The following is a 15,734-nucleotide window of genomic DNA, read 5'->3' on the forward strand; positions in this document are numbered from 1 at the left end:
AAATGTGTCTGGGTTGCCATTTTAAAGGCTGTCAAATATGAGGGCGGTTTTCATGAGCGCCACCATTCTGCCCACCAATCTTGAATTGCTGCTAGTTTGCCTGCCGGTTCTTGGGTACCTTCGATGTCCGCGAAATGCGGGGCTGGAACTTCAAGAACAAAAAAATCCAAAACTTCTTGATGGCCTTTTTCTCGTGCTAAGGCTTCTGCGGTTAAGCCAGTATAAGGACCGCTGGAGATTTGTAATGTTGTGTCGGAGTGGTGATCGATTAAGACTGAAAAGCACTGTGCGTTGCCGTGAAATGCAGCAACGTGAAGCGGTGTCCAGCCTGCATCATAATCGACATCATTGACATCGTGATTTTTTCCGATTAATTCTCTGATTGTCTCAATCTGGCCATCGCGTGCTGCTTTATGAATGGGTGCCAGGGCCCAATCATTTTCTTGGGTACAAGATTGGTTACTTAATGCGGGAAATGCGTGTGTGGTGATGATGGTGGTTGCTAAAAACAGTCCTATAAATTTCTTATTCATGGTTAATGATTCTTTCTCTTTTTTAAATTATTAATTGTTGCCGGTACGTTTTATGCAAGGCTGTTTAAATATTCAACAACCGTTTGTTCTTTCTTTTTTGCTGCAAGTATTGCTGGCGTGATGCCGAAGTTTGTTTGTTGTGCAATATCAGCGCCTTTTTGTATGAGCAACCCCGCAGCATGCAAGGTGGCCGCAGCCAGCGGCAACATGTAGTGGTGTAAGGCCTTGGTAATCTGCCGCATGAACATTAGCGCCGTTCAGTAACAGTATTTTTACGCATTCAATTGTATTGTAGGCTACTGCTCAATGAAGCGGCGTCCACGCTCTATCAAAGTCGATTTCGTTAACGGGATATTTTCTTTCTATCAAGGCTCTAACCGCGTCGATATTGCGTTCTTGTACTGCTTCATGAAGTGGCCATAGTGTTTGTGCACGAAAACTTTTTCGGTGTGGGGGCTTAGGTGCTGTTGGTTGAGCATTAACGGAAAGTAAGACAAAAGCTAGTAAGGCGAACATGATGGACATGAGACCACGTAAGATCTTATTCATGATCGACAAAGTCCGTAGTGTCTTTCAGAAACATGTTCATAAAAGCTTTAATGATATCAGTTTCATGTTCTGCATTTCTTATGTAGTTTGCAATTTCGAGATAGCCATTTTCTTCTGCAAGAGCAGCAGGGGTTTTGCTGTTGATGTTTTGAGCTTCTCGATTAGCACCATGTTCGACGAGGATGGTCACGCATCTGGTCTTGCCATTTTTTGCTGCTAAATGAAGAGGTGTGTTTTTATGGCCGTTTTCTGCATCACATGTGGCGCCATTTTTTAAGAGCATTTGTACGCATTTTGGACGGCCTGCCGATGCAGCATAATGTAGCGGCGTTGCCTGTGTTTTGGTTGGAGCGTTGACCTTTGCATGTTTTAAAAGTTCATTAAGGCATTCAAGCCAGCCTTTGTAAGCTGCTTTATGAAGTGGCGTTGCTCCATAGCGATCTTGGGCATTAACATTAGCATCATTGGCCAAAAGTTCTTGAACGCAGTCTGCGTATCCTTGTGAAGCAGCATCATGCAATGGCGTTTTATTTTTATTATTACGAGCATCAACGGTGGCGCCGCGTTTGAGGAGAGTTTGTAAACATTTAAGCTCGCCGTTGTAAGCAGCATGATGCAGTGGCGTGTCTTTGTATTTATCGCAAGAATTAACTGCTAATATTTTTCTTAATAAGGTGTTGTTGCCATGGCGGGAAGCTTTATGAAGTGGCGTTTCGCCATCATCGGCTACTTGATAAAGTGGATTGCTTGCCGGTAGTATGTTTTTAGTGAGCGCGAATGTCAGTAAAAATAGGACGATTTTTTTGTTCATGATCGTGATCCTTCTTGATCAAGCTTTCTTTCATGTTCGTGTTCTTTGAGTTCACTCAGTAATTTTTCGAGAGAATCGAATGAGTCGAGACTGTTATTTTTTGGTAGTTCGCTGTTTGACAAACGTATCGGTTTTTCTGCACACATTTTTTCAAATAAGGCATCGAGTTTGTCTTCATCTTCGGGAGAAATGGTGTCGATGTTTTCTGCTTTCTCGTCGTCGTCGCTGTAGTGGTTGTCGTATTTTTCTTGCAAAGTTCGTGCTAGTAAATGGTGTCCATTTTTTTCTGCTACAGTTACTGCGTCATCGCCATCATTGTTGACAAGGTGGCGGTCAGCGCCAGCGCGCCAGAGTGTTATTAAACAACAGTAGGTGTGTCCGCCTTGGGCGGCCAGATGAAGGGGGGTATTTCCTTGTTCATCGACGGCATTAACGTCAAAAATTTTTTTAGCGAGCAATTCTTGTAATTGTTCTTCTTCGCCTTTTCGCGCGAGATTGTGCAACCGTGTTCCATTGCGTTTTAGTGAGCATTCTGTGCAGTTGTCTTCGGGCTTCATGCTTGCAGGTAGAGCGTTGTTGGTTAATGCAAGCGATACTAAAAATAATGCTAATTTTTTTTTATTCATGATGGTGTCTGTCCTCATACTTCTTTCTTGTTCTGTTAAATGCTCTTTCTAGATCTTCTTGATATTCGCGTTCTATTTCGATTCTTTTTTGTTTTGCTCGCCTTTCTCGCCATGTGTGTAGTTGTTGTTTAACTTGTTCTTCTCGTTTTATTTCTAAATAATGTGCAATATCATGATACTGCCATTTTCTTGCAAGTGCTTCGGCGGTTTCTTGATCGTTTGTTTTTAAAAAAATATTTGCGCCATGTTCCACCAACGCTTTTACGCATGTAAGATAACCCCAAACGGCAGCATAATGCAATGGTGTCCAGCCAGTTTTATCTTGGGTATCTATTGTGTACCCAGAAACTAAAAGTTTTTCGACTTTTTCAATTTCTGAATGGTGGTAAAGAATGGCTATGTGTAGTTCGGTCCAACCAAAAGGGTAGAGAGCTGTCGACAGTGTGTTAGCAGCGAGTCCTAAAGCCATCAAACATGATGTTAAAACTTCTCTATTCACAATCCATAGCCTCTGTCGCAAATGTTTTTTCTAGATCTTTTTGGTATTTGCGCATTCTTTTGAATTCTTTTTTTTCTGCTCGTTGCATGTCGCGTATTTTCGCGAGTTCTATTTTGTTTGCTTGTCGTTCGTATTTCTCTCGTTCTGTTTTTAAATAAAACCATATTTTTTCATGATGACATTCTGGCGTTAACTGACGATATTGCCATGCCAATTCCTCAGCTGTTTGATTATTATTTGTTTCTAAAAATATGTCTGCACCGTTTTGTACCAATGCTATAACGCATGCAAAATGGCCCCATGCGGCTGCTATATGCAAAGCTGTCCAACCAAATTCGTCTTGAACATCAGGCGAGTAACCGTTGACTAATAGATTGTTTATGGTTGCAACGTCGCTGTACCATGCGGCTCGATGATAGTGCGTAAAGCCTTCTAGTAAGGGCGGTATTGGCAGGGCGCTTTTAGTGAGTGTAAAGATGATAAAAAATAATGCTGCAAATTTTTTATTCACGATTTTTTTCTTTTCTTCAAAAATAATTAGTTTGATACTTCTGTTTCTACAACTACTGATTGTTGTTCTTCGGCTTCTTGTAAAAGTGTTACGATTTCGACATACCCCTCCCGTTGAGCAATCTCTAATGCTGTTTTTCCATGTGCGGTAAGTTTAGGATTATTGACTTTGACCGTGATATCAGCATTATAAGCTAAAAGTTCGCGTATTGATTCGGTTTTTCCGGCAAAAGCAGCTTCGTGAAGTGGAGTAATATTGTCCTTATCTACCGCGTTAACATTTGCTTTGCTGTTAAGAAGTAATTGTAGATTTTCTATAAAGCCAGAGAAGGCTGCTGCGTGCAATGGCGTTCCGCTTTCGTTATCCGCTAGGTTTACATCAGCACCGTGTTTTATGAGTTTTGCCGCGCATTGAGTTTGGTTTTCGATGATGGCTCGATGCAAAGGTGTTAAAAGCTCATGGTCAAGGGCATCTACTGAGGCTTTTTTTTCTAGCAGCACTTCGATGAATTCCAGTCGGCCCCACAGGGCAGCATAATGCAAAAGTGTTTCTTGTGTTTCGCTGTCAACAATCATATCCACGTTCCTGCAGTTTTTTAAATTTTTTTTAAAGCTTTCGATGTTGTTCAATTTTAGGTCGTGTAAGAGAAGTTCTGCTAAAAGTTTTTGTCCTGAGTTTTTAGCTGCGGGCAGCGCGTTGACGGTGAGTGCAAGCGATAGAGAACATAATGCTAAAATTTTTTTATTCATGATTAAAAATCTCCAGTTATTGAGAGTTTAAGATCATTCTGTGCTTATCTTTTTTGCATTTGCCTGGGCCGACCACATTTTTTTTGCCAAAGGACCATCACTGTCTTCGACGATGTCTTCGGGAGCAAGGTCTTCAAGTGTTATCACTATTTCTTTTTTTCCGTGGCGCTTGTCCCATTGCTCTTGTGCTACTTCTGTTAAAAAATTTGCAAGCTGATCATGCCCATGTTGTCTTGCCAAATCTGCTGCTGTGTTGCCGTTGAGATCTGTTATATTGAAGTCGGCTTTAGCTCGTTCGAGTAAATAAACGCAAAATGGGTGGCCGTTTTGAGCTGCCCAATGTAACGCAGTGTAGCCATCTTGATCGAAAGCATTGATATTGTATTTGCTGGGATTTCGATCAGAAAGTAAAAAACGTAATTCGTTATAATTATTGTTTTGAGCATGGAAATGCAAGGGCGTTTCTTGTGGGGGATTTGTTTGAGGTAAAGCGGTTTTTATGAACGCGAGTGTAATTAAAAATAACTGTATAAATTTCTTATTCATGATTTATTATTTCCTTTTTTATACTTTTTTATAGGCCGCTATTTCACCAGCTATTTGTTTCTTGTTTTGTTTTTCTGCCTGTTCTTTTTGTTCTAATTGATCCAGTTTTTGTTTAAGTGCGGCGATTCTTTTTTTTGTATATTTCTTCAACAGCGCTGTGATGTCATCACGTCCAGATTCTTTCGCAAGATCAAAGACTGTTTTATCAAAGACTGTTTTGAGCTTAATATCGGCCCCATTTGCTAAAAGTATTTGTATGCATTCGAGTTCTTTTTGGCGTTCTTCTGCGGATTCTTGTGGTGTTTCTAAAGAAGCAAAAATATGCAGCGGTGTGGCTTTGTTTTCATCGAGAGCGTTAACGTCGGCACCTTGTTCAATGAGCAACCTAAAACACATAGGACTGTTACCAAAAACAGCATAGTGAAGTGGTGTTGCTCCACCTTTATTTCGAGCATGAACATCGGCGTCATAATCAATAAGGTGCACAGTGCTTCCGATCTGGCCGTTTTCGACAGCATAAAAAAGTGGCGTGGAGCCAGTGCCGTCTGGAAGGTTAATGTTGTCTGAAGTGAGATTGAAGTGTAAATACCAATAATTACCTTGTGCGGCTGCTACATGAATTTTGGTAACGCCTGGATCGCTTGCTCTTACCTCTCCATATGCCGCTGGCAGTGCGTTGGTGGTCAGGCTAAGTGTGAGTAACAATAATGCTAAACATTTTTTATTCATGATTTTTCCTTTTAATTTTTTGATTTGATTATTTAACTGTTTCATTTCATCCATCCCTGCAGGTCACGTAAGTTTGGTAAAGATTTGCTCGTTTTTCTTCTGTTCTCGTTTTTCTTTTGGATGCTTTTTCTTCTGCCTGTTGCTAATAACAGTAGCTTCATCTCTTCGTTGTTACTTTTCAAGGCAATGCTGGTGATAGTCTGGTCAGTAACTGTTTTTATGGTGGTGTTGGCGCCACTTTTTATGAGTAGTTGAGCGGCTTGGACCCAGCCAGATGAGACAGCGCACAACAGTGGGGTTTCGCCGGCGTGATTTATTGCATTAAGTTCGGCGCCAGATTCAAGTAAGAGCTCAATGCAATTGGTGTTACGGTAGGCAAAGTTGTCAATTTGAGTAGCAAGGTGGAGCGGTGTATTTCCCTGATGATCTTGAGCGTTGATATTGTTATGATGCTTGAGTAATTCTCTCAAGCATTCAAGGTTGCCCAGTAAGGTAGCGCAATGTAGGAGTGTGCGGCCGTTTTTTGTTGTGATATGAACATCTGCGCCATTGGCTATAAGAGCTTTTAGTTCTTCAAAGTTGTCGGTTAAGACTGCTGTTCGAAGAGGATAGTCCTGAAATGGCTTTCTTTGGCAGCTGGTGTAGCGATTGTTGAATTTATCAAAGCAATCAAAAATAATGCTAAAAATTTCTTATTCATGATCTGCATCCTTTTTTTTATGTACTTTGTAACGATGATTTTTATAGTCTCCTCAGGATTATAAGGTTGAGAAACAGATTATTTTTTGTGACCAAAAGGCAATGATGGCAATGAAGAGAGTGATGAGCGAAGCGAAGGGAGTGAGTCAAATGAAGATCGTGAAGAAAATGAGGGAAGCGATGAAGGTAGCGAAGGAAATGAAGGCGTGGATGGTAATGATGGTCGTGAAGGTAATGACGCGAAAGAGGGTGCTGAAGGTAGTGAAGGCAGCGAAGATAATGATTGAGAGAATTTTGTACTTTTTCGTTTAAGAGTATCTTTTGTCTCAGTACTGAGTTCGTTGCATTTTGATAGTACTTGTTCAGAAAGTTTAAGATCGTTGCGCCGCCTAAAAATTGCTAGGACTTGGGCAATGTGGTGATGACCACACCGCGCAGCCGTTTCTTCTGGTGTTTCACCAACAAAATGGCCTGCCGTGAGGGGAGCGCTGGTATCTGCAGAATATACCATAAGTTCTGCAACGCAGTCGAAGTGTCCGCAAGCTGCTGCGCAATGCAGTGGTGTTAGGCCATTTTCTCCCTTGGCATTAACGTTGGCGCCAAGATGGATAAGTTTTTGGATGGATTCAAGGTGCCCCGTTTTAATAGCGCAATGCAGCGGTGTAAATTGTAAATCTGAACCAGGAAGGTTGATGCGGGCTCCATGTTTAACAAGCAATTCTATGCATTGTGAGTGGTTAAAGGCAGCTGCATAATGAAGCGGTGCCCATCCTGAAGGATCAAGTGCATTTACGACGGCTTTTACATGTGCATGGTATGTTATGACTTCCTGTATGAGGTTGATATTACCTGCATAGGCAGCTTCATGCAGTTCTGTCCAGGCTGCAGGTAGAATGCGATTGTGTTGTGTAAATATGAGTAAAAGTGGTACGAGAATATTTTTATTCACGATCTTTTGCCTCTCTGATTTTAACAAAATTTTGTCATATCATTTTTTATTCTTTCATCAGGTCTTGCTTTTCTGTTTCTAAGTTTGTAATAGTCTTATGATAATCTTGGTCAAAAGAACGATTGATTTCGTCAGTATCACTATCGTTCTGTGTATCGTTTTTTCCTGTTACTTCGTCTTGGATGTTAATGAACTGTGCGTGACGAACGTTGCCCAGATACCGTGCCATATCAAAAAAATCATTGAACTCTGCTCGTTCTTCTGGCGTAAAGCCGTCACGGTCTGTTGCATTAAAAGAAGCTCCTTTTTTTAAGAGTAATTGTACGATTTCAAAATGATTATTTCTTGCAGCAAAATGGAGTGGTGTTGAGCCGCAGAGCTTTGTATGAACGTTTACAAATATATCCTTTTCGCCCAGCAATATTTTTACGCATTCAACGTGGCCGTTAAAAGCGGCGTAGTGCAGTGGTGTTGCGTCATCATCACATTTTGTATTCACATTCGCGCCATTTTTTATAAGTCTTTGTAAGTCTTCGGCATTGCCATGTTGTGCTGCTTTGTGTATTGATCTCATGCCCGCGTGTAGCGTGTTGGTAATAAAAGCCATTATGAGTAGCAGGTAAAATTCTCTATATTTTTCATTCAAGATTTCTCCTTTCTGAATTCTTTTCTGAATTGCAAACGTCTATAACGCTGATAATTAGCGCTCATGTCCTTCTATAATTTCTACAATTAAGAAATAGCCTTTTTGTCTTGCAAGATCGAGCGCTGTTTTGCCGTGCTTGTCCTTGATGGTGGTGTCTGCGTCATAGGAAATTAAACATTCTACGCACGCGGTGTGGTCGTAGAAGGCGGCATAATGCAGTGGCGTCCATCCGTGAGGCCTTGCCTGTTGGTTGATATTTGAAGAATTGTGCTTTGCATGACGATCGAGGGCGCTCAAGTCGCCTCTTTTTGCTGCGCCGTGCAACGATGTTTTTTTTATATATTCGGCGGCAGAGTGGGCGCTGCTTGAGACTGTAAAAGCGAGTAAGCATGATATGATAATTTTTTGATACATGATTTTCCTTTTTTATGGTTGAAGAACGATATTTTTGTTTGTTCCTTGTATTTTAGTGCGAATAAACTATTTATTAATAATGGTAAATATATAATTGGCGCAAGCATACCTAAGTTTAAAGCGAGATTCAAGATTGTTGTGGTAATGAATGAAAATTTTATGTGTTGTTCTTACTTTGCTTATTTTTTTTACTCTTCATGATGGACGTCTTGTTCGATAAGGTGGTTACAAAATTTCTTGTTCATCACGTTGAGCGCGTAGATAATTTGCAAGATCGATATGGCCATGTTCTTGTGCAAGCCTTTCTGGCGTCTTGCCGTCGTTGTTTAATGCGTTAAGGTTGGCATGGTGTTCTTGTACCAAGGCGCGTGCACACGTAACATTATTGTACATGGCTGCCACGTGAAGTGCTGTACAACCGTTGATGTCTTGAACATCAACAGGTGTTTGATGATCGATAATGAGTACTGCAAGAATATCTTGTGGGTTTTGATAATCAGTTAACGCTTGTATATGCAGAGAATTGAGCTTATTTTTTTTAGCAAGTTCTACAGCACGACCAAGAACTCTTCTTGAAATACCTTGTTTGTTGAGTGAGATATATGTGTCATAACAAGTTTTTGTTGAGGTTGCCTGACTTGCTGGCAATATACTGTTTGTTATGATAAGCGTAACGAAGAGTGTTATTTGTAAGAGAGTATTTTTTTTTGACATGATATTGAATCTCCTTATGGTTTATGATGAAAAAGTCTTACTTCTTTTGAGGCGAAATTTATTTAATACGTCAGCGAGCTGTTCGATGCTGGTAGACTTTTGACGAGAGGCGAGTTCTAAATAGTCTGCAATGTTTATATGGCCGTTTAGTAGCGCATATTGTGTTGGCGTGTTGCCGCTATTATCGATCATAGACGCATCACTTTTGGCTTCCATCAATAATTTTACACATATAAAATTATTACGTTCGGCTGCTAAATGAAGAGGAATTTTTCCTTTGGCATTGGTAGTATTGACGTCAGCTCCATGGCGGATGAGCATCTCTACAATGGCTTGGTTGTTATTTTGTGCCGCATAGTGAAGTGGTGTGTTGTGTTTGCGGTCTTCGACCTTAACATTCGCTTTGTATAAAATAAGATTGAAAGCAATATCAAAGCAATTATAAAATGCGGCATGGTGTAGTGGCGTACGTCTTTGTTTGTCGCGTTCATCAACATCTGCTCCGTGCAGGATAAGGTCGCAGACCATATCGCGACAATCTTGCCTGGTTGCAAGATGTAAGGGCGTGTAGCCTTCAATTGTTTTGACATTAAAATCGAATTTGTATTGAGTAAAAATTGGTATGCATGCTCGATAGTTGTTGAGTGCAACATAATGCAACGGGGTGTACAATTCATTGTCGGGTAGGTTGAAAGCACCATTTTTTATGAGATATTCAAGACATAGTTTATGATTATTAATGGCGGCGCAATGGAGCGGAGTCCATAAATGAGTTTTTGTTGAGCATTTATATTGGTACCAATTTTAAGGAAATGTTTAATCCATGGTAAATGACCGTGGTAAGCTGCAAGGTGCAGTAAGGTATTATCATACTTATCAAGTATTTGTCCTGGCTTATCACAACAAAGTAAATATTCGTACGCTTGCAAGTTAGTAGAAAAGCGTGGAGTTTTCTCTGTTGGTTTTTCGGTAGCTGCTGCAGGTTGTGTTGGCGTTGTGATAAAAAGTAAGATAATAAAAAAATAAAAATTCATAATTTTTGGGTTCCTTGCATAACCGAGGGCTTTCACGTGTCTATTTCATCATCTAAAAATAACGATGCGATATAAAATTCTGGGTTTTCAAGTGGTGTTAGCTGTTGTGCCAAGCGTATTTTTTCAGCGTGAGCAAGGATCTCAATGCAAGATCGGTGGTTGTAATCTTTTGCTAATTGCATTGGCGTAAAGCCGCAATTTTGAGCCGATATATCAGCGCCATAGTGTATTAGTAATGTTAAGCAAGCGATGTGGCCGCGCTTTGCTGCTTTGTGGAGTGGTGCCCAGTTGCCATGTGTGCAGATTTTGTGGTTTGCGCCGCTTTTAAGCAGTTGCTGTACGCAATCGATAGATCCTGAGTGCACCGCCAAGTACAGAGGCGTTTCGCCTCGAAGGGTTTGTGTATCGATGTCAGGTTGAGGTTGATGAGCTAATAATGCGCGCATACAGTTGGGACGATCAAAAAAAGCAGCCACATGAAGTGGCGTTAATAAACTAAGTCCTTGAGCATTGACGTTGGCATAGTTTTGTAGCAGTGCTGTAACGCATTCAACATGGTCGTGTAGTACTGCTAGGTGCAGAGGTGTTGCCTGGTATTCGTCTTGTGCTTCAATTTCAGCGCCATCAGTGATAAGTTGACTGAGAAGTACATAATTGCCGCTACTTGCGGCTTCATGTAACGGTGTGTGTACTTGTGAAAATACGTTTCCAGCACTAAAAAATATTAGTATGGCAGGGAAAAATAGGATGAGTTTTTTCATGCTAAGCCTTTATGAACTAGAGTATAAAAATTGCTCTTCTTTTATTCATACTTATTATCTTTCATAAAAATTTTATATGACTATTTCGTAAAAATAATAAAAGCCAACGTTCCTTTCTTGATCTAAATTTTTAAAGTAATGTGCACGTCCATGAAGCTGGTTGTGGTTCTTGCCAGCGTTCAATCAATTGTTCAATGTTGTAACAACAATTGATGTTGGCTAGTGTGTGTGCTGTAGCGCCAATAAATTGCCCACCTTGTACTGTCATGGCAACATTCGCACCTTTTTTAAGTAGGAGCTCGGCACATTGTTTATGGCCATCTATTCCAATAAAATGTGACTCGGTGTTGCGTTGCATGGTGGTGTAGTGTAGTGGTGTTTGGCCATAACTATCGGTGACATTTACATCAGCACCGGCATTGAGTAATGCTTCAAGGCATGCAGGATGCCCGTACTGAGCGGCAGCATGAAGAGGCCTATAATTCGTTATTTTGGCGACAGTGCCGCCGGCATCAATGAGTGCTTTATGCTCGATAAGAAGTTTGACGCATTCAGTATGCCCCTTTATAACAGCATAATGAAGTGCGGTAAATTTGCTGTTGTCAGATACGTTAACAAGAGCGCGGTTTTCGACGAGTTTTTTTAAACAATGAAAGTTACAGTGTAAAGCAGCAACGTGCAGAGGTGTACGCCCATGTTCATCTTGAGCATTAATATTTTGTGCTAAATTTTGTTTTAAGCGTTCAAGATCGTTATATTGAGCGGCATAGTGAAGCGGGGTGGTGTAACCAGCTGCCGGCATTATGGTTGTTGATAAAAATAGGGAGAGTAAGAGCATCAATAAGTATTTTGTAGCGATCATTATGTTCTCCGATTTGCATGGTATCATTTTCTATTGGCGACAACACGGATGAGTAGGTTTTCTGGATTAAAACTTTTTATACATTCTTCACATTCAAGTAGTGGTGGTTTGTCGTTAGAGGCCTTGATGCATTTTTTGCAAAAATCATGGTGCATACATAAACTTATGCACAATGCATGCGGAATAAAGGGCTTTTGGCACGAATGGCAGCGATCGTCTTTTGTTTTTGTAATGACAGTAGCTGCTAATGAACCATAGGTTTCTACATCAATAAAGAGGCGAGCAAGTGCATGATAATGGTTGCTCAGAGCCAAAGAAAAGGGACTTTGACCTGCGCATTTGCCCGATTGTATGAAGTATTTTGTATTGGCACCAAATGATAATAATTCTTGCACATTTGCAATGTGGCCGTGCAAAACGGCCACATGAAGAGGCGTCGAGCCCTTGTGCGAGACACTATTAACAATTGCGCCGGCTTCGACAAGAGCTATCATGTTTTCTATGTGGCGGTTACCTGCGGCAAAATGAAGCGGGGTGTCTCCATTAAGATCTTGCGCATTAACTTTTGCTCCTTGTGCTATGAGTTGTTGCACGCGTTCTGAGTCTCCCTTCCAGCATGCATCGTGAAGCGGTGTCCACGTACATTGTTGATGCGGTTCTTGCGATGTCTGTTGAGTGACGGGTATTGTTGTTGAGAGTGTGCGTTGTGATACAGTTTCTGGCAAGGCGGGCGGAACAGTGACCGATCGGGAACGTTTTAACGCTGCTAAAGCTGATGGGACGTGAGTAAGTGCTGCGGGCAGATTTGTTGTAGACTGGGAAGTGAAACGTTTTAATGCAGCAGATACTGGTAAGTTTGCGCTCAAGATTGTTAAAGCACAGAAAAAGAATAGTATAAATTTTTTAGTCATTATTTATCCCATCTCCCCATAATAATCGTATAAGAATAATGACACGTACGGATGGCACAAATGTATCGTGAGAAGATGAAGAGTTACAAGAAAAAGTTGAACGTTGTTAAAGAGTGGCGACGGGTCAATGTTTTTTACTTCTTTAAGCGTCTGACCTGTCGCCGAGCATGTTTGATAGCATTGTGCAAAAACCATAACAAAATCGATCATTTCGTTCTTGACGAACGGTGCAGAGTAAACGAGCTAAATTGTTGTAGCCGCATAATGCTGCTAGCATTTCTGGGGTGTTTCCGCGTAAGTTTCCAGAGTTGATGGTATCATTGAGCGAAGCGCCTTTTTCTACCAAAATGAGTATGCAGTTGTAGTGGCCGTAAAAAATGGCAACATGAAGCGGTGTTATGCCCTCAATGTTTTTGGCATTAATATCCACACCGGCTTTTAAAAGCATTGATAAGCAAGAAGCGTGCCCTCGTCCAGCGGCATAATGCAGCGCCGTACAACCGTGATTGTCTTTACTAAATATTGCAGCTCGTTGTTGTAAAAGTTCTTCTACGCATGTACGGTGTCCATTGAACGCAGCATAATGCAATGGCTGCCAGCCATGTTCGTCTTTGGCATTGATATCAAAACCAAACGTGATGAGTCGTTTTATATCTTCGCGGTTGCCTGTTTTGGCTGCGTAGTGAAGTGCTGTTATTGCCAGGGCCGTGTTGGTTGAGCTTGTGATGGCGACTAAAAATAACCCAAGAATTTTTTTATTCATGGTAGTAAGCGCTTACTATTATTCAGAGGAATGATTATTGTTATGTAATGCGTTGTTTAAGACGGAATTCATTTTTTGATGGCCATTTTGTGTGGCAAGCATAGCAAGTGATGTGCCAAAGATGGTTGTCAGTGCGGTGTTAGCGCCGTATTGTATGAGTATTTCTGCGCATTCAACATGACCTTTGCTGACAGCAAAATGCAAGGGCGTTCTGCCATATAATGCTACTGGGTCCATGGTTGCTTTATGTTCTCTAAATAGTTTTGCAAAAAGCTGTAATTTTTCGATGTTGCCACAGATAGCTGCATGATGAAGAATGGTTAAGTCGTTGTTGTCTGCCGCATTAATTTTAGCGCCATACAAGAGTAGCTTGGTGATACATTTAACGTGTTTATGTGTCATGGGAATAGCGCGAGCGGCATGGTGTAGCGGTGTCCATCCTGCGCTGTCTATAGCATTTACGTTGGCATGATTGTGTAAAAGTTCTTTTATTTTTTCAACATTGCCAGCTTGAGCAGCATAGTGCAATGGCATCATGTTACCATGAATGAAATGAGAGGCTGGGATGGCCTTGGTTGGTAACGTCCCTATCAATAAACATAGTCCTACAAAATTTCTGTTCATGATAAAATCCTCTCTCAAAAATAACATAATTATTTTATTTGGTTAGTACGCTCTCATTCGTTGTTGCCTTTTGTTCTTGTTCTAGTTCTTTCTTGTGTAAATATTCTACAATCGAGAATTTGTGTGCGCATGCTGCAAGCATGACTGGTGTTTTACCCTCATCAGTAGCGGCAGAAATATCAGCACCACCATTTACAAGCCTTATGGCGCACGCATAGTGGCCACAAAAGGCAGCAAAGTGTAGTGGCGTCCAGTGGTGCTGATCTTTGATATTAACGTTAGCACCATGTTGTAGAAGCGTGGTAATGCAAGGCGGTTGGTTTTTCCATGCGGCGTAATGAAGCGATGTTAATCCATGGACATCTTGAGCTTCAATATTGAATTGTTTTGTTGCCAAAAGTCTTTCTAGTTCTGCTACATTGCCATTGTCTGCCGCTTCATGAAGGGCTGTTGTTGCCGATTTTGCGTTGTTTACACAAGCAAGAGTGATTAAAAATAACGATAAGATTTTTATGTTCATGATCTTCTTTCATTGATTAAAATAGTATGTGTTCACTCGATGATAATATTTCAGAAGTCAGCAAGAACTGCTTGGTATTCTTGTTCTGCAGGCGTTGCATTTAAATAGTTTACGATTTCGTGGTAGCCATATTGTCTTGCAAAATCAACAGGTGTTTGCTTTAAAGTATCAGGTAAAATTATAGCACCATTAATGACAAGTGCCATTACGCAATCAAGATGGCCGTTTAAAGCTGCATAGTGAAGAGGAGTCCAGTTGGTAGAATGAGGATCGTGAGCGTTTACCTTAGCGCCACCGTTTAAAAGAGCTTTCAAACATTTGAGATGGCCAAACTGAGCCGCACAATGAAGTGGCGTGTCGTTATTACTCCACGCAGAAACAGAAGCACCTGCATTTAAAAGTTCTCGTACACATTCAGTATGACCATACTTGGCGGCAATATGAAGAGCCGTCTCCCGCCTGCTGTCTTGAGACTTAATGTTAGGATTAACATTGTCAGTACCATCCTTCGGTTCTAAAAGGCGAGCGATTGTTTTAGCATCATCATTGTTTGCAGCTTTGTGAAGTTCCGTCCAGCCGCTTGCCATTGGCGCGGCGTTGGTTGAAAAAGCAAGAGCGACTAAACATAATACTTTAATTTTTGTGTTCATGATTTTAAGTTTCGTTGGCTAAATTTTATTCTGTTTCTTCAAATGGCAAGTTCTTGAAGTCAGTAAGAATTTCTTGATATTTCTGCTCGGCTTGAAGCTCTGTGAAAAACTTTACGATTTCGTTATGGCCTTTTTCTGCGGCAAGCATAGCGGGAGTTTCGTGTTCACTATTGCGGATTGTAAGGCTGGCTTGATGTTGTACCAATATTTGTACGCATGCGAGTTGTCCACGATATACTGCAAGATGAAGAGGCGTATCGTTGTTGTCATTTTGAGCATTAATATCGGCCTTGTTGTCTAACAAGAACTGTACGCATTGAAGGTGGCCTTGCATAACTGCGAGATGAAGGGGGGTGTTGCCTTGGCCGCTCTTGGATCGGTGATTAATATTAAATTTTGAGTTCAATTGTTTAGCGGTAGCGACTAGTGTTTGTAAACTTTCGTAATTGCCATAGTAAGTTACGTGATGAAAATGTGTCCAGTCGCTGTTTGCCATTGGCGCTGCGTTGGTTGCAATGGCAAGAGTGGCTAAAAATAACGATACAAATTTTATGTTCATGATCTTTTTTCATTTTTTTAAATTGTACGACGGTTATCCGAATACATTCTGATTGTTTTTGTGTAAATAATGTAT

General features: G+C 40.9%; 25 protein-coding genes. All 25 read right to left on the reverse strand.

Annotated elements, in window-relative coordinates; genetic code table 11:
* Window positions 1-50 precede the first annotated feature (50 nt).
* Window positions 51-533, reverse strand: a complete 483-nt coding sequence (locus IPF37_06415; GenBank protein ID QQR49149.1) for an ankyrin repeat domain-containing protein — start codon at window positions 531-533, stop codon at window positions 51-53.
* A 147-nt stretch (window positions 534-680) separates the two neighbouring features.
* A complete protein-coding gene (locus IPF37_06420; protein QQR49860.1) occupies window positions 681-818 on the reverse strand; it encodes an ankyrin repeat domain-containing protein in 138 nt (45 codons plus the stop codon).
* A gap of 18 nt (window positions 819-836) precedes the next feature.
* Window positions 837-1,082, reverse strand: a complete 246-nt coding sequence (locus tag IPF37_06425; GenBank protein ID QQR49150.1) for a hypothetical protein — start codon at window positions 1,080-1,082, stop codon at window positions 837-839.
* The gene (locus IPF37_06430) at window positions 1,075-1,893 is read right to left on the reverse strand and encodes an ankyrin repeat domain-containing protein (GenBank protein QQR49151.1); all 819 of its coding nucleotides are present in this window, start codon (window positions 1,891-1,893) and stop codon (window positions 1,075-1,077) included. The genes IPF37_06425 and IPF37_06430 overlap by 8 nt, the downstream gene beginning before the upstream one ends.
* Complete coding sequence (locus IPF37_06435) at window positions 1,890-2,519, reverse strand: ankyrin repeat domain-containing protein (protein ID QQR49152.1); 630 nt, start codon at window positions 2,517-2,519, stop codon at window positions 1,890-1,892. The genes IPF37_06430 and IPF37_06435 overlap by 4 nt, the downstream gene beginning before the upstream one ends.
* Window positions 2,512-3,018 carry an ankyrin repeat domain-containing protein gene (locus tag IPF37_06440; GenBank protein QQR49153.1) on the reverse strand — a complete coding sequence of 169 codons (507 nt, stop codon included), beginning with the start codon at window positions 3,016-3,018 and terminating at the stop codon, window positions 2,512-2,514. Before IPF37_06440 ends, IPF37_06435 begins: the two co-directional genes overlap by 8 nt.
* Window positions 3,011-3,529 (reverse strand): ankyrin repeat domain-containing protein, encoded by a 519-nt coding sequence (locus tag IPF37_06445; GenBank protein QQR49154.1) that lies wholly within the window; start codon window positions 3,527-3,529, stop codon window positions 3,011-3,013. The genes IPF37_06440 and IPF37_06445 overlap by 8 nt, the downstream gene beginning before the upstream one ends.
* 26 nt (window positions 3,530-3,555) lie before the next feature.
* Entirely contained in the window at window positions 3,556-4,278 is a 723-nt protein-coding gene (locus IPF37_06450; protein QQR49155.1) for an ankyrin repeat domain-containing protein, read from the reverse strand.
* A gap of 33 nt (window positions 4,279-4,311) precedes the next feature.
* Window positions 4,312-4,824: an ankyrin repeat domain-containing protein gene (locus IPF37_06455; GenBank protein ID QQR49156.1), complete on the reverse strand. Its 513-nt coding sequence runs from the start codon at window positions 4,822-4,824 to the stop codon at window positions 4,312-4,314.
* An 18-nt stretch (window positions 4,825-4,842) separates the two neighbouring features.
* Window positions 4,843-5,553, reverse strand: coding sequence for an ankyrin repeat domain-containing protein (locus tag IPF37_06460; protein QQR49157.1), 711 nt, complete (start codon window positions 5,551-5,553; stop codon window positions 4,843-4,845).
* Between the two features lie 41 nt (window positions 5,554-5,594).
* Entirely contained in the window at window positions 5,595-6,242 is a 648-nt protein-coding gene (locus tag IPF37_06465) for an ankyrin repeat domain-containing protein (protein ID QQR49861.1), read from the reverse strand.
* 89 nt (window positions 6,243-6,331) lie between these two features.
* Window positions 6,332-7,201, reverse strand: a complete 870-nt coding sequence (locus tag IPF37_06470; protein QQR49158.1) for an ankyrin repeat domain-containing protein — start codon at window positions 7,199-7,201, stop codon at window positions 6,332-6,334.
* A gap of 46 nt (window positions 7,202-7,247) precedes the next feature.
* On the reverse strand, window positions 7,248-7,775 hold the full coding sequence (locus tag IPF37_06475) for an ankyrin repeat domain-containing protein (GenBank protein ID QQR49159.1): 528 nt from the start codon (window positions 7,773-7,775) through the stop codon (window positions 7,248-7,250).
* Window positions 7,776-7,901: 126 nt separating this feature from the next.
* Window positions 7,902-8,261: an ankyrin repeat domain-containing protein gene (locus IPF37_06480; protein QQR49160.1), complete on the reverse strand. Its 360-nt coding sequence runs from the start codon at window positions 8,259-8,261 to the stop codon at window positions 7,902-7,904.
* 225 nt (window positions 8,262-8,486) lie between these two features.
* The gene (locus tag IPF37_06485) at window positions 8,487-8,975 is read right to left on the reverse strand and encodes an ankyrin repeat domain-containing protein (protein ID QQR49161.1); all 489 of its coding nucleotides are present in this window, start codon (window positions 8,973-8,975) and stop codon (window positions 8,487-8,489) included.
* 21 nt (window positions 8,976-8,996) lie between these two features.
* Window positions 8,997-9,635, reverse strand: a complete 639-nt coding sequence (locus IPF37_06490; protein ID QQR49162.1) for an ankyrin repeat domain-containing protein — start codon at window positions 9,633-9,635, stop codon at window positions 8,997-8,999.
* 44 nt (window positions 9,636-9,679) lie between these two features.
* Window positions 9,680-10,009 (reverse strand): ankyrin repeat domain-containing protein, encoded by a 330-nt coding sequence (locus tag IPF37_06495; GenBank protein QQR49163.1) that lies wholly within the window; start codon window positions 10,007-10,009, stop codon window positions 9,680-9,682.
* A gap of 32 nt (window positions 10,010-10,041) precedes the next feature.
* Window positions 10,042-10,770 (reverse strand): ankyrin repeat domain-containing protein, encoded by a 729-nt coding sequence (locus IPF37_06500; protein ID QQR49164.1) that lies wholly within the window; start codon window positions 10,768-10,770, stop codon window positions 10,042-10,044.
* A 130-nt stretch (window positions 10,771-10,900) separates the two neighbouring features.
* The gene (locus tag IPF37_06505; protein ID QQR49165.1) at window positions 10,901-11,632 is read right to left on the reverse strand and encodes an ankyrin repeat domain-containing protein; all 732 of its coding nucleotides are present in this window, start codon (window positions 11,630-11,632) and stop codon (window positions 10,901-10,903) included.
* A gap of 23 nt (window positions 11,633-11,655) precedes the next feature.
* Window positions 11,656-12,543 carry an ankyrin repeat domain-containing protein gene (locus IPF37_06510; GenBank protein ID QQR49166.1) on the reverse strand — a complete coding sequence of 296 codons (888 nt, stop codon included), beginning with the start codon at window positions 12,541-12,543 and terminating at the stop codon, window positions 11,656-11,658.
* A 142-nt stretch (window positions 12,544-12,685) separates the two neighbouring features.
* Window positions 12,686-13,306: an ankyrin repeat domain-containing protein gene (locus IPF37_06515; GenBank protein QQR49167.1), complete on the reverse strand. Its 621-nt coding sequence runs from the start codon at window positions 13,304-13,306 to the stop codon at window positions 12,686-12,688.
* A gap of 18 nt (window positions 13,307-13,324) precedes the next feature.
* Window positions 13,325-13,930 carry an ankyrin repeat domain-containing protein gene (locus tag IPF37_06520; protein QQR49168.1) on the reverse strand — a complete coding sequence of 202 codons (606 nt, stop codon included), beginning with the start codon at window positions 13,928-13,930 and terminating at the stop codon, window positions 13,325-13,327.
* A 34-nt stretch (window positions 13,931-13,964) separates the two neighbouring features.
* Window positions 13,965-14,450: an ankyrin repeat domain-containing protein gene (locus IPF37_06525; GenBank protein ID QQR49169.1), complete on the reverse strand. Its 486-nt coding sequence runs from the start codon at window positions 14,448-14,450 to the stop codon at window positions 13,965-13,967.
* Window positions 14,451-14,500: 50 nt separating this feature from the next.
* Window positions 14,501-15,100 carry an ankyrin repeat domain-containing protein gene (locus IPF37_06530; GenBank protein QQR49170.1) on the reverse strand — a complete coding sequence of 200 codons (600 nt, stop codon included), beginning with the start codon at window positions 15,098-15,100 and terminating at the stop codon, window positions 14,501-14,503.
* A 25-nt stretch (window positions 15,101-15,125) separates the two neighbouring features.
* A complete protein-coding gene (locus IPF37_06535; GenBank protein ID QQR49171.1) occupies window positions 15,126-15,659 on the reverse strand; it encodes an ankyrin repeat domain-containing protein in 534 nt (177 codons plus the stop codon).
* Window positions 15,660-15,734 lie beyond the last annotated feature (75 nt).

Source organism: bacterium, assembly GCA_016699045.1.
Taxonomy (GTDB): Bacteria; Babelota; Babeliae; order Babelales; family RVW-14; genus AaIE-18.

Bases quoted from the DNA above. Each gene is read 5' to 3' on its own strand.
- IPF37_06415 (QQR49149.1), bottom strand. From the start codon at position 533: ATGAATAAGAAATTTATAGGACTGTTTTTAGCAACCACCATCATCACC.
- IPF37_06425 (QQR49150.1), bottom strand. From the start codon at position 1,082: ATGAATAAGATCTTACGTGGTCTCATGTCCATCATGTTCGCCTTACTA.
- IPF37_06430 (QQR49151.1), bottom strand. From the start codon at position 1,893: ATGAACAAAAAAATCGTCCTATTTTTACTGACATTCGCGCTCACTAAA.
- IPF37_06435 (QQR49152.1), bottom strand. From the start codon at position 2,519: ATGAATAAAAAAAAATTAGCATTATTTTTAGTATCGCTTGCATTAACC.
- IPF37_06450 (QQR49155.1), bottom strand. From the start codon at position 4,278: ATGAATAAAAAAATTTTAGCATTATGTTCTCTATCGCTTGCACTCACC.
- IPF37_06455 (QQR49156.1), bottom strand. From the start codon at position 4,824: ATGAATAAGAAATTTATACAGTTATTTTTAATTACACTCGCGTTCATA.
- IPF37_06460 (QQR49157.1), bottom strand. From the start codon at position 5,553: ATGAATAAAAAATGTTTAGCATTATTGTTACTCACACTTAGCCTGACC.
- IPF37_06475 (QQR49159.1), bottom strand. From the start codon at position 7,775: ATGAGATCAATACACAAAGCAGCACAACATGGCAATGCCGAAGACTTA.
- IPF37_06480 (QQR49160.1), bottom strand. From the start codon at position 8,261: ATGTATCAAAAAATTATCATATCATGCTTACTCGCTTTTACAGTCTCA.
- IPF37_06485 (QQR49161.1), bottom strand. From the start codon at position 8,975: ATGTCAAAAAAAAATACTCTCTTACAAATAACACTCTTCGTTACGCTT.
- IPF37_06495 (QQR49163.1), bottom strand. From the start codon at position 10,009: ATGAATTTTTATTTTTTTATTATCTTACTTTTTATCACAACGCCAACA.
- IPF37_06500 (QQR49164.1), bottom strand. From the start codon at position 10,770: ATGAAAAAACTCATCCTATTTTTCCCTGCCATACTAATATTTTTTAGT.
- IPF37_06505 (QQR49165.1), bottom strand. From the start codon at position 11,632: ATGATCGCTACAAAATACTTATTGATGCTCTTACTCTCCCTATTTTTA.
- IPF37_06510 (QQR49166.1), bottom strand. From the start codon at position 12,543: ATGACTAAAAAATTTATACTATTCTTTTTCTGTGCTTTAACAATCTTG.
- IPF37_06515 (QQR49167.1), bottom strand. From the start codon at position 13,306: ATGAATAAAAAAATTCTTGGGTTATTTTTAGTCGCCATCACAAGCTCA.
- IPF37_06520 (QQR49168.1), bottom strand. From the start codon at position 13,930: ATGAACAGAAATTTTGTAGGACTATGTTTATTGATAGGGACGTTACCA.
- IPF37_06525 (QQR49169.1), bottom strand. From the start codon at position 14,450: ATGAACATAAAAATCTTATCGTTATTTTTAATCACTCTTGCTTGTGTA.
- IPF37_06530 (QQR49170.1), bottom strand. From the start codon at position 15,100: ATGAACACAAAAATTAAAGTATTATGTTTAGTCGCTCTTGCTTTTTCA.
- IPF37_06535 (QQR49171.1), bottom strand. From the start codon at position 15,659: ATGAACATAAAATTTGTATCGTTATTTTTAGCCACTCTTGCCATTGCA.